Here is a 14,600-nt window from a genome sequence, read left to right as displayed (position 1 = left end):
AAACCAACCTTCATAGGATATTTTTTACAAAAGAGATGGGAACCCTACTCATATAAAGCTTTCATCAATTGTTTCAATTCTGTGAACAAATGTAAATTACTATAAAGATACTTTTTTTACAAAACAAAAAAGAAAAAAGCCTATCGGGTTTCCTTATCATTTATAGCTTACTTCTTATATTTTCTTCTTTTTACAAAACAATATACGACCTTGTATCATAAAACCAAGCTCATCAAAAAGAGAAGTTGTCACCCAACTTCTCTTCCTCCTTCTCTTCTCAATACAGACAAGGTATACCTCTTTATACCCTCTATTTCCTCACCGATAGGCCAACAGTCCGTTGGCTTTTTTTCTTAAGAAATACGAGAGCGTAAATACGCATCAATAAATGGATCAATTTCTCCATCCATAACCGCTTGTACATTACCAACTTCCGTATTTGTACGATGGTCTTTCACTAGAGAGTATGGATGGAATACGTAAGAACGAATTTGACTACCCCAGCCAATTTCTTTTTGTTCACCACGGATTTCATCTAACTCTGCTTGCTGTTCTTCTAATTTCTTTTGATATAATTTCGCCTTTAACATTTTCATCGCATGTTCACGGTTTTTAATTTGTGAACGCTCTGATTGACATGTTACAACCGTATTTGTTGGAGTATGTGTAATACGAACTGCTGAATCCGTCGTATTAACGTGCTGTCCACCTGCACCACTTGCACGGTACGTATCTATTTTTAAATCTTCCGTACGTACTTCAATCTCGACATCATCATTAAATTCAGGTACAACTTCACAAGATACGAACGATGTGTGACGACGACCTGAAGAATCGAACGGTGAAATACGTACAAGACGATGTACACCTTTCTCTGCTTTCAAGTAACCGTAAGCGTTATGACCTTTAATTAATAATGTTACACTTTTGATTCCAGCTTCATCGCCTGGTAAATAATCGACTGTATCTACTTTAAACCCGCGCTTTTCAGCCCAGCGTGTATACATACGTAATAGCATAGAACCCCAGTCTTGTGATTCCGTTCCACCAGCACCTGGATGCAGTTCTAAAATCGCATTATTTTTATCATAAGGATCGCTTAGTAATAGCTGAAGCTCATACTCATTCATTTCTTTAATTAAAGATTTTACTTCAGATTCTAATTCCTCATGTAAATCCTCATCATATTCTTCTTTTAAAAGTTCATGTGTCACTTCTAAATTTTCAAATGTTTCATCTAACTGACGAAACTTCCCAACCATTTCCTTTAACGCATTCGCTTCGTTAATTACTGTTTGCGCACCTTGTTGGTCATCCCAAAAACCTGCACCCATCATTGTTTCTTCTAACTCTGCAATGCGTTTTTCCTTTGCAGGGAGGTCAAAGAGACCCCCTAAAAGCCGCTAATCTCTTAGCCATTTTCTCTAATTCTTGCCTAATTTCCACTAATTCCATGCTCTTCACCTCTATGTAATTGCTTTCGATTTTATATAAAACAAGGGAAACTCCCTCCGCTTGTTACAGAGAGAGTTTGTTCCTTCTTATTATATGAATATTCCTGAAAATTTTCCATTTTGGAAGTGAAACTTTACTGGTTGAACAGTCGGCTCCACTTTTCTTTTTTGTCCAGCTCCAGCAGCTAGAATGATCGGTGGCTTCGCGCCCTCCGAGGCAAAAAACACCTCTCTGTCAGGAGCTCCATCCCCCTCACATTCTAAACGAGCTGTTTCCGCTTTTCTTTATTTCCCAATACCACAGCAGTTTTTATATTTTTTACCACTGCCACATTTGCATAGGTCGTTACGTCCGATTTGGTCACCTTTTACGACTGGTTTCTTTTTCGCTTCTTCACCGTCATCTTTTGGATGAACCGCTTCACCTTGAGCTACTTCTTGGCGCTCTAAGTTTTGTTCGATTTCTGCCTTCATAATGTAACGAGAAATTTCTTCTTCAATGGCAGCAATCATTGATTCAAACATTGCGAATCCTTCCATTTGGTATTCACGAAGTGGGTCAATTTGACCGTAAGCACGTAAATGAATACCTTCGCGAAGATGATCCATCGCATCGATATGATCCATCCATTTCGTATCTACAACGCGGAATACAACAACCTTTTCAAATTCACGCATTTGTTCTTCAGGTAGAAGTTTTTCTCTCTCATCATAGCGCTCCATTAACTTCGCAATGATTGGTTCGCTCATTTCCTCTGGCGCAAGACGACGTAATTCCTCTTCTTTTACATCTCCTTCTTCAAGAAGGTTTGTATTTAAGTAGTCCATTAGACCTTTAATGTTCCAATCTTCTTCAATTTCCTCTTGTGTATGAAGGGCAACAGCACGTTCTACAGTAGATTTCATCATACCTTCGATAATGCCACGTAAGTTTTCAGATTCCATTACCTCTTGACGCTGTTTATAAATTACTTCACGTTGTTGACGAAGTACATCGTCATATTGCAGAAGTTGTTTACGTGCATCGTAGTTATTTCCTTCTACGCGTTTTTGTGCAGATTCTACAGCACGAGAAACCATTTTACTTTCGATTGGTTGTGAATCATCCATACCAAGGCGATCCATCATTGCTTTCATATTATCAGAACCAAAGCGGCGCATTAGTTCATCTTCCATTGATAAGTAAAACTGCGTTACACCAGGGTCTCCTTGACGACCAGAACGACCGCGTAACTGATTATCAATACGACGGCTTTCATGACGTTCTGTACCAATAACTGCTAGGCCACCAGCTTCTTTTACTCCTTCGCCTAGTTTAATGTCTGTACCACGACCAGCCATGTTTGTCGCAATCGTTACAGAACCTTTAAATCCTGCTTCTGTAATAATATCTGCTTCACGTGCATGGTTTTTCGCATTCAGGACGTTATGACGTACACCTTTACGTGTTAACATGTTTGAAATAAGTTCAGATGTTTCAATTGCAACTGTACCAACAAGAACTGGTTGCCCTTTTTTATGGCGTTTTACAATATCCTCAACAACTGCATTGAACTTACCTTCCATCGTTTTAAAAATTAAATCCGCACGGTCATCACGAACAATCGGTCTGTTTGTCGGGATTACAATAACATTCATATTATAAATGTTACGGAATTCCTCTTCTTCCGTTTTCGCAGTACCAGTCATACCTGATAATTTTTCGTACATACGGAAGTAGTTTTGGAACGTAATTGTCGCTAGCGTCATACTTTCATTTTGAATTTCTACGCCTTCTTTTGCTTCAATCGCTTGGTGTAAGCCCTCGCTATAACGGCGACCTTTCATAAGGCGGCCAGTGAATTGGTCTACAATTACGATTTCGCCTTCTTGCACAACATAATCTGTATCACGGTGCATAACAACGTGTGCACGAAGTGCCTGATTAATATGGTGAAGAAGTGCAACATGTTTTAAATCGAATAAGTTTTCAATATGGAAAGCTTTCTCTGCCTTCGTAATCCCGTCTTCTGTTAACATGACATTTTTCGTTTTCACGTCAAATGAATAATCCTTCTCATTTTCTAACGTACGAACAAATGCATTTGCAAACATATATAACTCTGTTGATTTTTGTGCTTGTCCAGAAATGATAAGCGGCGTACGCGCTTCATCGACTAAGATGGAATCGACTTCATCAATAATCGCAAAATGAAGCGGACGCTGAACGCGTTGCTCCTTATATAGCACCATGTTATCGCGCAAATAGTCAAAACCAAGCTCGTTGTTTGTACTATATGTAATATCAGCAGCGTAAGCAGCTTGCTTTTCCTCACGTGACATACTATTTAAGTTAATTCCTACTGTTAAGCCAAGGAACTCATGTAGTTGTCCCATTTCACCCGCGTCACGCTGTGCTAAGTATTCATTGACTGTAACAACATGAACACCTTTACCTGTTAAAGCATTCAAATAAACCGGTAAAGTAGAAGTTAATGTTTTACCTTCCCCTGTTTTCATCTCCGAGATATTCCCTTCATGTAAGGCAATACCACCCATTAATTGCACAGGATAAGGGCGCATACCAAGAACGCGTGTCGCTGCTTCACGAACAACCGCAAAAGCCTCTGGTAATAGATCGTCTACTGTCTCGCCTTTTGTAAGACGCTCTTTAAATTCAATTGTTTTCCCTTTTAATTGCTCGTCAGTTAACGGTTGAATCGACGATTCTAACGCTTCTATTTGATCCACAATTTTCTGCATACGTTTAATTTGGCGCTGGTTTACATCAAACACCTTTTTTAAAATACCGATCATAGGAAATACGCTCCTCTTTTATTAAAATAAAACTTCCGATCGTGCTCTATATTACAGCTCACTAATCAGTCGTTATAAAACGCTAATTTATTTTCTGCTATTTTTTCTCCTAATTAAAAAACAAAAAAGTATAAACCTAATGATAATTGTAACACTTGTTTTATAGCTATGACAACAATCGACCAAATGCATAGTCTAAATTAGCTGAAACTTTGATCAATAGGAGTTTTACTTTCTGTTCAATTATAAGATAGAGGTACCTCTTTCCCAAAATAACAGAGTGAAACATTAGGGAATTTCACATATTTCATCGGTCTACACATAAAATGAAACTTTAATCAGTAGGAGGAGTTCTTTATCCCCACTGATTATTAGCCCTCACGAATAGCGGGGTAAAACACTTCATACACATAAAAAAACGCAGCCTTTTACAGCTGCGTTTTCTACTTATTATTTTGTTTCAATTAATCCATATTTTCCATCTTTACGGCCATATACAACATTAGTTTCATTTGTATCAGCATTTGTAAAGACGAAGAAGTTATGTCCTAACATATCCATTTGTAAAATGGCTTCTTCAACGTCCATTGGTTTTAAGTCAAATCGTTTTGTACGTACAAGTTCTAGTTCATCCTCTTTTACTTCTTCCAGAGTTGCCGCTGGTTCTGTAAGGATGAGTGCAGTTTTCGGAGAACCCTTTTCACGTAATTTACGATTTACTTTTGTTTTATGTTTACGAATTTGTCGCTCAATTTTATCAACTACTAAGTCAATTGCAGCGTACATATCGCTATGAGTTTCTTCTGCACGAAGTAATAAATCTGTAAATGGAATTGTTACCTCGACACGTTGCTTGTCAGAGTATACTTTTAAATTAACTTTAATCTCTGGAAATGTATCAAAATAACGCTCTAATTTGCTAAGTTTTTTCTCTACATATTCCTTTAATGCTGGAGTTACTTCAATATTTTCACCACGAATGTTGAATTTCATAGATGAATTCCTCCTTTCAAGCCTATGTATACAATTTCGACACCGGCTTAAAAACTCCTGCTAACTTTTAAAAAAGTTAGCGAAATTGAAATTTTTTATCGTTTTTTGCTGAAAAGAAAAGATGCATCGTTTCTATTTACATTTTACCCTATTTGCATCGTAAATAACGAATATAAGTATGGACAATTCGTTACAGAAAAGAAACAACTTTTTGACAACTCTTTCTTAATAATAAAAACCCCTGTATAAGCACAAGGGTTTCAAACTATATAAATCCATTTTGATTTTTCAACATACAAGTCGTTGCTATGAAGAACCAAAGGCGACTTACTCTCACTTTCTCTCTTTGTTTTCACTTCGCATGGAGCTGTAAAAGGATCTGATTGCTTCTATGCATGGGCGGATGCTCTCTCCCACCTAAAAAGAAAGGTTTAATGTCGGTTCAATTTGTATTTATATATAACGTTGCCACAACCGCAGCTCTATGTTTCTCACAAAACTATTCATTCACAATTATAATTTCACAACATTCGCTGCTTGTGGTCCACGCGCACCATCTACAATGTCAAATTCGACTTTTTGTCCCTCTTCTAACGACTTATATCCATCCTGTTGAATTGCAGAAAAATGAACAAAAACATCCTCACCATCTTCACGCTCGATAAACCCAAATCCTTTTTCTGCATTAAACCATTTCACTCTTCCTTGCATGTTCGTTCCATTCCCTTCACTCTAAAAATAAGGGCATTTGCCCCATAATTTGACTATAACGAATGACAACATATCAAGTCAAAGAAGTCTTGTCGTCTTTTTATTGTATCTTTCGACATGTATAATATTACCCGCGGCAAAGAGTAAGACTAGAAACGATTTGAGCACCTGCATCATACAAACACTCTGCAACTTGTCTAACCGTAATCCCTGTCGTATATACATCATCAACGAGCAAAATATGCTGCCCAGCAAACGTTTCTTCCTTTCGAAAGTAAAAAGGATTCTCTACTGAAAGCCTCTCTATACGTTTCTTTTTACTTTGCTTTTCCGTATCTTTTCTCCTGAAAGATGTTTGTAGAACACCGCATGGTAAACAAGATGCTAACAATTCTGCTTGATTAAAACCACGTTCATATTCTCGCTCCTTACTAAGTGGAATCGGAATAACCGCTTGACAATCTGAAAAATACTTGTGAAATACAGCTATAAAGTTCGCACGAAAAACTTGAACAAGCTCAGCATCCCCTCGAAATTTAAACCGAGCTAACACTTCCCTCATCCAATTGTTATAGACGTACACAGATCGATTTTTTATAGGTAGAAACTTCATCTCTTCCTTCCACCTTACACAATCTTTGCAAAAGTTACCTTCTCTATACTCCTCTGCAAGAGACGCAAAAGGCCTGCCGCAATCCTCACAAATTTCTCCTATAATATAGGAAAGTTTTTGTTCACATCTCTCACATATACACCGCCTGTCAGACTGAATAAAAAAAGAATACCAGCTAACGCTCTCTGAAATAAAATCATCACAAAGTAAACAATGCATTAATCTATCAACCCTTCTTGCTTTGCTCTTTTATTCATAGATTGAATATGCTTTTTCGCGCGTATCATTGCTTCTGTTTTTCCATAATGGAAATAAAAAATATCACCTTCTGGTTTACGATGACTTCTGCCGGCCCTGCCAGCAATTTGTACAAGTGCACTTTCCGAAAAAATAACCTCTTCCGCCCCTAACACAGCGACTTGCAAATTTTCTACCGTCACGCCGCGCTCCAAAATCGTTGTCGTTACCAATAGTGGGATTTTTCCTTTTCGAAAAGCAGCCACCTTTTCTTTTCGAAAAGGATCCTCCGCATGAACACCTTCAATTCGATTATCTAATTCTTTTAGCAATGCACTTACTTCATCAATATAGCGCACATGGGGAACAAATAGAAAAATAGGAGATTGTTTGAGAAGATGATACTTTAGCCATTCAAAAACAACATGGGGAATTTTTTTACGCCCTAGTGCCTTTTTCCAATTACCGCACCACCGGAACCTTGGGACCGGTAAAGGGTGACGATGATAACGCCCTGAAATGATTACACCCTTTTGTTTTCCACTCCATAACTTACGTTTCCATGTTTCTGCCGGAGTTGCAGTTAAATAAATTTGTGCTGCATTATCTTTACTCGCCTGCTCTACTGCATAATGCAGCATCTTGTCCATTACATACGGAAAGGCATCAATTTCATCCACAATCATGACATCAAATGCTCTATAATAACGAAGCAACTGGTGCGTTGTGGACACGATGAGTCTCGCTTCCTTTTCACGGTCCAAACTACCACCGTAAAGCGCAGCAATCGGTACATCTGGAAAAACAGTTTGTAAACGAGGCGCTAACTCTAACACTACATCGGTCCGCGGCGTTGCAATACAAACCCGCTCTCCTTTTTCGAGTGCCTCTTCAATACCATTAAAAAGCATTTCTGTCTTACCAGCTCCGCATACTGCCCATACAAAAAATGATTCTTTTCGTCGCACCGCTTCCGTTACACCACTTGCTGCCATTTCCTGTCCAGACGATAACTTCCCATTCCACCGTAGAGAACGCGAAAATGACTTCCTTTCTACAGCACCGATTCCCCGAACAATGACTGTACATTCTCCCACTCTCCCCATCTTGATGCATTTTCGGCAATACGTACACATTTGGTTGCATCGTTTACATGAGAACGCAGCAAATAACCGTTGCTCTATATTTCCACAGCGCTGGCATACATAGCGTGAAGATTTCTTGATTACACCTTTTACTAAAGAAATATCTCCTCGTTTTTCTAAAAACTCCAGTTCATCCTTTGATAACGAAAGTTCTTCTAGTAGCATTTGCCTTCCTGCTAGCATAGTAAAGCCCCCTAGACTTACTATAAGCCTTTCTCTCTATCTCGTAAAAACTCAAAAAAGCCGATAACCTACTTTTAAAATAGTAAGCTATCGACTTTATACACATGTTTTATAGAGTTAAAAATCTTATAATCTACCGTAACCTAAGAAATGAGATTGGTTATAACTGCTACTTAAGCTAGAGTATGCAATACCTTTGTCACCAGCGTGAATCATTTGTCCATTACCAACGTAAATACCGATATGAGATGGACCTGCTTTATATGTGTTTTGGAAGAATACTAAATCACCAGGTTGTGGGCTACTTACTTTAGAAACTGAGTTCCAGTAACCAGCAACATCTTGACGACCTACACCATAAATGTAAGAAATGAAACCACTGCAGTCAAAACCGCCGTTTGATGGAGATGCACTTCCCCAAACATATGGCATACCAAGATATTTTTGTGCCTTACCGATTACGCCACCTGCATTTGAAGCTGGTGCTGACTCATCTGGTTTTTCTTCTTTTTTAGGTTCCTCTTTTTTAGGTTCTTCTTTTTTAGGCTCTTCTTTCTTAACTTCTTCTTTTTTAGGCTCTTCAGTTTTTGCTGGTTCAGCAGCTTGTTGCGGAGCTTCTTGTGCCGGTGCTGCTTTTTCTTGTTCAGCTTGTTGTTTTTGAGCTTCTTCTGCTTGTTTCTTCGCAGCAGCTTCTTGCGCTGCTTTTTCTTGTGCTTCTTGTTCAGCTATACGTTGTAATTGTAACGCTTGCAGCTCAAGCTCTTTTAATTGATCTTCTGTGCTTGTCATGCTGTTTACAACTGTATCCATTTTACCGCTTAAATCAGTTACTGCTTCTTGTTTTTTCGCTTTTTCAGCGTCAAGTTCTTGCTTTGCAGTTTCGATTTTTGCCTGTGCTTCTTTTAATTCTTTTTGTTTTTCTTTTACCGTTTCAACATCTTTTTTCACAGTTGCTTGATCTTCTTGTTGTGTTTTCATGATATCTTCATCAGATTCAAGAATTTTAGAAACAGAAGTTAAACGATCTACTAAATCAGCAATGTTTTTAGAGTTTACAACAACTTCTGTTACAACGTTTGTATTTGGTTGCTCTTGAAGCGCTACTAAACGTTTTCTTAATAAATCTTCACGTTTTGCAATTTTTGTTTGTAAATCTGCGATGTTTTGATTTTTCTTCTCGATTAACGCCTGTGTTTCTTCAACTTGTTTTGTTGTTTCATCAAGCTTTGCTGCATTTTCTTGAACAGACTTATCTAAACCTTCAACCGTTTTATTTAAGTCATTCATTTGTTTTTGAAGCTCATCACGTTCTTGTTGTTGTTTATGTAAAGTGTCATTTTGTGCGTTAATTTCTGTTTTTACGTCCTCAATCTTTTCTGCAAATACATTTGGTGTTACTACCGAAAACATCATAAATCCTGCAGCCAATGCGCAAGACGCCATTTTTAGCTTTTTCATTTTGTTTTTTACACCGCTTTCTTTTTTTCTTTTTCCGTATTTAATCTATTAAAATTTATACCATATTTCGGGAGATATTTTATCGATGTTACGCTTTTGTAAAATAAATGTAATATTACGTTTGTAATTTCCTGCCATTATTTTTCTAATCCTGTATTTTCTTGTAGAATCTTAAGAAAATCACACTATTTATTTGTACAATTGTCATACACTTGTTATAAAAAAAGCACAAGGAAACTTCCCTGCGCTTTTCATAGAATCCTCTATTATTTCACCCATTTTTCAGCCCAGTTTTGGACTTCATTCATAACACTTTCTAATGCTTTTCCTTTGTCTGTTAATCCGTATTCGATTCTAACAGGTACTTCTGGATAAACATTACGTACAACTACACCTTCACTCTCTAATTCCTTTAAACGCTCTGACAACATACGATCACTCATATTTGGGATAATATCCGCAATTTCTCTAAATCGTTTTGGCTCTTCTAACAAAGATTTAATAATTAAACCCGTCCACTTTTTACTAAGCAGTGTAAAAGCCGACTCAAACTTTGGACATAAACAAGAATTATGCTCCATATGTTTCACCTCTCCTTTATTATAAAATAGTTTCTTATAAAAAGTAAGCAATAAAACTTTCCTTATTTTTTTATAAATCCATTTTGATTTCCCAACATATAAATTGTGGCTATGAAGAACAGAAGGAAATTTCCACTCATTTTCTCCTTCTGTTTTCACATAGCATAGGGCTAAAACCGCTTCTATCCACGAGTGGATCCTCTCTCCCACCTAAAAGGAATGGTTTTATGTCGGTCTTTCAATCCGTATTTATATAAGTTAAATTTTACCACTCCTAAATATTAACTTGTCAAATAGGCATACATATATCCGTAAAAAAACTCTCTACAAAAAGAGAGCTTTTACACTTTTATTATTTTGTATACCAACCTAGTCCTAATGATCCCTCTCCTAAATGCGTTCCAATTACAGCACCAAAATAACTGATGCGGATTGTAACATGGGGATACTTTTCCTCTAACTCTTGCTGCCACTCTTTCGCTTCTTCTTCACGATTTGCATGAATAATAACAGCTTCCATTGGCATACCTTTACTCGCTTGTTCATCGAAAATTTCAACGATACGCTTTAGCGCCTTTTTGCGCGTGCGAATTTTTTCAAACGGAATAATAACTTTATCTCTAAAATATAAAACCGGCTTTACTTGTAATAAGCTACCGATAAATGCTTGCGCGCTATTTAAACGGCCACCACGTTGCAAATGATGCAAGTCATCCACAACAAAATAAGCATCTATTGTTTGTTTCATTTCATCAAATCTAGCTAAAATTTCTTCTGGCGCTTTTCCTTCGCTCACCATTTTTGCACCTTCACGCACATAAAAACCTTGTACTTCACAACTAATTTCAGAATCATACGTATATACGTCGATCCCTTCGACCATTTGTCCTGCTGTCGTTGCCGTTTGATACGTGCCACTAATTCCACTTGAAAGGTGGATACTAATAACCGCATCGTACTCTTTTGATAATTCTTCAAATAGCTCCACGAATTTTCCAATTGCTGGTTGAGAAGTCTTTGGAAGTTCTTCATGTTCACGTACTTTCACATAAAAATCATCCGCTGTAATTTCTGCTTCTTCTTGATAAGAGTTCGTCCCAAAAATCACATTTAATGGAATCATATGTATATTGAGTTCTTCACGAATATGCTTCGGTATATATGCTGTACTGTCCGTAACAATAGCTGTTCTCATTTTCGTACCTGCCTTATAAAAAAGTTTTTATTTCCTAATTTTACACGAAAATAGGAAAAGGTGCATTAATGTATGAAAAATGCCGGTTTAAGATTATAATCAACACTTGGGCAATTTACAACAAAAACGTTATATTTATAATATAATTTTTTATATTTCTACAAAAAATGTTTGAATCTGAAAACTAGCCCTTTTACAATAAAAAGTACTAGTTATTTTGAAAGATAGGGGCGTATACCATTGCTATTACAATATTTAACAATCAAAGGCTACGGTGAGCACGAAATTGTCATTCAAAAGTCACGTTTTATTTGTTACGTGAGCCGAGCGAAAACAGAAGAAGAAGCTCAGGAATTTATTCAAAAAATAAAAAAACAACACTGGAATGCAACGCATAACTGCTCTGCCTATTTAATTGGTGAACGCGATCAGATTCAAAAGGCAAATGATGACGGTGAACCGAGCGGAACTGCTGGTGTTCCTATTTTAGAAGTATTAAAAAAACGCGGTCTAAAAGATACAGTCGTTGTCGTCACACGTTATTTTGGTGGTATCAAACTTGGTGCTGGCGGTTTAATTCGCGCATATGGAAAATGCACAAGCGAAGGGCTTAACCATGTGGGTATTGTAGAACGAAAACTAATGCGCATTATAAAGACAGAAGTTGATTATACGCTGCTTGGTAAAGTTGAAAATGAATTACGTCACTCAGCCTACGCGATTAAAGATATACATTACCTAGAAAATGTGACATTCGATACTTATGTAGAAGAAAATCAAAAACAAATTTTTACCGACTGGATGATTGAATTAACAAATGGGAAATGTACAATACAAGAAGACAATATGCTGTACTTAGAACAAGACATTTCGCAACAATAACATATAATTTAAAAGGAGATTATGTATGGAAGAGCGTTATCATCATCTCCAGAAGAGAAGAATTAAAAAGAAGCGTCGACGTAGATTTTTCGTCTATCTCATTGTTATAGGCCTAATCAGTAGCGTAGGACTCTTCATGTTTACCTCCTACTCTTCTCTCATGGAGATGTATAGTGGCTTTACTCGTGATAAATCAAATTTACGCACGGAAGATGTAGAAATTACAAAAGAACCTTTCAGCGTCCTTATTATGGGAATTGAAGATTATGCAACCGATGGACAAAATGGACGAACAGATTCACTTATGTTCGCAACAATTAACCCAAAAACAAAAAATGTTTCACTCATGAGTATTCCACGTGATTCACGTGTTACGATTGCTGGAAAAAATAAAAAAGACAAGATTAACGCAGCACATGCTTATGGCGGAGAAAAAATGGCATTAGAAACAGTCGAGAGTTTTTTACACGTTCCTGTTGACCATTATATTAAAATTGATTTCAAGGGCTTTAAAGGCATTGTTGATGCCGTTGGTGGCATTACAGTTGATGTTCCTTTCGATTTCGAGGAACGATCTGATATAGATTACTACAAGCTGATTCAATTTAAACAAGGAAGACAAGAATTAAATGGTGAAGAAGCACTAGCTTATGTTCGTATGCGAAAACAAGATCCAAATGGAGATTACGGCCGCGCTACAAGACAACGACAAGTACTTGCTGCAGTCGCCCACAAACTAAATTCCACTTCCACAGTCTTTAAGATTAAAGACTTAGCAGAGGTCGTTGGAAAATATGTAAAAACTGATATACCTGTCTCTGATGGGCTTGCCTTATATAATAAGTTATCTGGATTCGACCCTTCTAACATACAAACGCTTAAATTAGAAGGTGAAGATAAAAAACTAAACGGTATTTATTACTTTATTCCAGATGAAGTGAACGTCCAAACTGTTCGTAATGAAATTTTGAAAAACTTAGGACAAGAAACAACAAACACGGATTCTACAACCAATACAGATACAAATTCTAATTCTGATACGAATTCAACAAATTCATCCTCTAAGAATAAAGAAGAGGAACTTCCGTCTACGGACGCGAACGCGGAATGGTTAATGCGAAATCATCAGCAAAATTAAAGACTGAAAAGAAAAGAGCCACTCCCTCTATTCAACAGATATGAGGAGCGGCTCTTTTTTACTTACTTTTTATTAAAATATTGTAAAATTGCTTCTACAATACGCTCTGAAGCAAGACCGTCACCGTAAGGATTAGATGCTTGCGCCATTTTGTCATGCGCTTCTTTGTTAGATAACAATTCATCTGCAAGTGTAAAGATTGTTTCTTCGTCTGTACCTGCTAATTTTAACGTACCTGCTTCAATACCTTCTGGACGCTCTGTCGTATCACGAAGAACAAGAACCGGTACACCAAGAGAAGGCGCTTCCTCTTGTACACCACCAGAATCTGTTAGCATTAAGTATGAACGTGCTGCGACATTATGGAAATCAATTACATCTAGCGGTTCAATTAAATGAATGCGGTTATGATCTCCCAAAATATCGTTAGCTGTTTCACGTACAACAGGATTCATGTGAACTGGATATACAACTTGTACATCTTCGTACTTTTCAACAAGGCGTTTAATTGCACGGAACATATTGCGCATTGGTTCACCTAAATTTTCACGGCGATGTGCTGTCATAAGTACAAGTCGGTCATTTCCAAGCTTCTCTAGTACTGGATGACTATACTCTTCTTTTACTGTCGTTTTCAGGGCATCAATTGCTGTGTTTCCTGTTACGAAAATACGAGATTCATCTTTATTTTCTTGTTGCAAGTTCGTTGCTGATTTTGCTGTAGGAGAGAAATGAAGATCTGCCATTACACCTGTTAATTGACGGTTCATTTCCTCCGGATATGGAGAATATTTATCCCATGTACGAAGTCCAGCTTCAACATGACCGATTGGAATTTGATTATAGAAAGCAGCAAGGCTCGCAATAAAAGTAGTTGTTGTATCACCATGTACAAGAACGATATGTGGCTTTGCTTCCTTCATTACTTTATCTAAACCCTCTAAACCACGTGTTGTAATATCAATTAATGTTTGACGGTCTTTCATGATATTCAAATCAAAATCTGGCGTAATACCAAAGATATCCAATACTTGATCTAGCATTTGACGATGCTGCGCTGTCACTGTCACAATTGATTCAATTTGCTCAGGATGTTTTTGCAACTCTAACACAAGAGGTGCCATTTTAATCGCTTCTGGACGTGTTCCAAAAATCGTCATTACTTTTAAACGTTCAGTCATTTCACTGCCTCTTTTCTTTCACTAGTTACAATA

General features: G+C 37.2%; 11 protein-coding genes and 1 pseudogene. 2 read left to right on the top strand and 10 right to left on the bottom strand.

Translation table 11 applies throughout. From position 1 onward, the window contains the following. Nucleotides 1-353: 353 nt before the first annotated feature. The 9 genes and pseudogenes from prfB to J4P91_RS11365 form a co-directional block, all read right to left on the bottom strand. Nucleotides 354-1,455 (bottom strand): peptide chain release factor 2 gene (prfB, locus tag J4P91_RS11405; protein ID WP_207994223.1). Its coding sequence is split into 2 segments (ribosomal slippage): nucleotides 354-1,382 and nucleotides 1,384-1,455, totalling 1,101 coding nucleotides; the frame shifts between segments, so codons are not numbered across the junction. 284 nt (nucleotides 1,456-1,739) lie between these two features. Beyond that, nucleotides 1,740-4,250, bottom strand: a complete 2,511-nt coding sequence (gene secA, locus J4P91_RS11400; protein ID WP_207994222.1) for a preprotein translocase subunit SecA — start codon at nucleotides 4,248-4,250, stop codon at nucleotides 1,740-1,742. A 450-nt stretch (nucleotides 4,251-4,700) separates the two neighbouring features. After that, nucleotides 4,701-5,243 (bottom strand): ribosome hibernation-promoting factor, HPF/YfiA family, encoded by a 543-nt coding sequence (gene hpf, locus J4P91_RS11395; RefSeq protein WP_017153421.1) that lies wholly within the window; start codon nucleotides 5,241-5,243, stop codon nucleotides 4,701-4,703. A gap of 513 nt (nucleotides 5,244-5,756) precedes the next feature. Beyond that, nucleotides 5,757-5,954 (bottom strand): cold shock protein CspC, encoded by a 198-nt coding sequence (gene cspC, locus J4P91_RS11390; protein WP_017153422.1) that lies wholly within the window; start codon nucleotides 5,952-5,954, stop codon nucleotides 5,757-5,759. Between the two features lie 127 nt (nucleotides 5,955-6,081). Beyond that, a complete protein-coding gene (locus J4P91_RS11385) occupies nucleotides 6,082-6,786 on the bottom strand; it encodes a ComFC family protein (RefSeq protein ID WP_207994221.1) in 705 nt (234 codons plus the stop codon). Next, nucleotides 6,786-8,132 (bottom strand): ATP-dependent helicase ComFA, encoded by a 1,347-nt coding sequence (locus tag J4P91_RS11380; RefSeq protein ID WP_207994220.1) that lies wholly within the window; start codon nucleotides 8,130-8,132, stop codon nucleotides 6,786-6,788. Before J4P91_RS11380 ends, J4P91_RS11385 begins: the two co-directional genes overlap by 1 nt. A 126-nt stretch (nucleotides 8,133-8,258) precedes the next feature. Next, nucleotides 8,259-9,718 (bottom strand): annotated as a pseudogene (locus J4P91_RS11375) (C40 family peptidase). Nucleotides 9,719-9,856: 138 nt separating this feature from the next. Further along, the gene (locus tag J4P91_RS11370) at nucleotides 9,857-10,171 is read right to left on the bottom strand and encodes a winged helix-turn-helix transcriptional regulator (protein ID WP_016112543.1); all 315 of its coding nucleotides are present in this window, start codon (nucleotides 10,169-10,171) and stop codon (nucleotides 9,857-9,859) included. 352 nt (nucleotides 10,172-10,523) lie between these two features. Further along, complete coding sequence (locus J4P91_RS11365) at nucleotides 10,524-11,366, bottom strand: DegV family protein (RefSeq protein WP_207994218.1); 843 nt, start codon at nucleotides 11,364-11,366, stop codon at nucleotides 10,524-10,526. Between the two features lie 240 nt (nucleotides 11,367-11,606). Here J4P91_RS11365 and J4P91_RS11360 point away from each other — a divergent pair, with 240 nt between their 5' ends. Both J4P91_RS11360 and J4P91_RS11355 read left to right on the top strand, forming a co-directional pair. Then, a complete protein-coding gene (locus tag J4P91_RS11360) occupies nucleotides 11,607-12,248 on the top strand; it encodes a YigZ family protein (protein WP_207994217.1) in 642 nt (213 codons plus the stop codon). A gap of 25 nt (nucleotides 12,249-12,273) precedes the next feature. Next, nucleotides 12,274-13,386: an LCP family protein gene (locus J4P91_RS11355; protein ID WP_207994216.1), complete on the top strand. Its 1,113-nt coding sequence runs from the start codon at nucleotides 12,274-12,276 to the stop codon at nucleotides 13,384-13,386. Nucleotides 13,387-13,448: 62 nt separating this feature from the next. Here the strand turns inward: J4P91_RS11355 and wecB are convergent, their stop codons facing one another. After that, nucleotides 13,449-14,567 carry a non-hydrolyzing UDP-N-acetylglucosamine 2-epimerase gene (gene wecB, locus J4P91_RS11350; protein ID WP_017153430.1) on the bottom strand — a complete coding sequence of 373 codons (1,119 nt, stop codon included), beginning with the start codon at nucleotides 14,565-14,567 and terminating at the stop codon, nucleotides 13,449-13,451. Nucleotides 14,568-14,600: the final 33 nt, after the last annotated feature.

Origin of the sequence: Bacillus sp. XF8, assembly GCF_017498755.1 — a bacterium.
GTDB classification, from domain to species: Bacteria; Bacillota; Bacilli; order Bacillales; family Bacillaceae_G; genus Bacillus_A; species Bacillus_A bingmayongensis.
The sequence above is the reverse complement of the archived record's forward strand: the minus strand, read 5'-3'. Positions and strand labels throughout refer to the sequence as shown.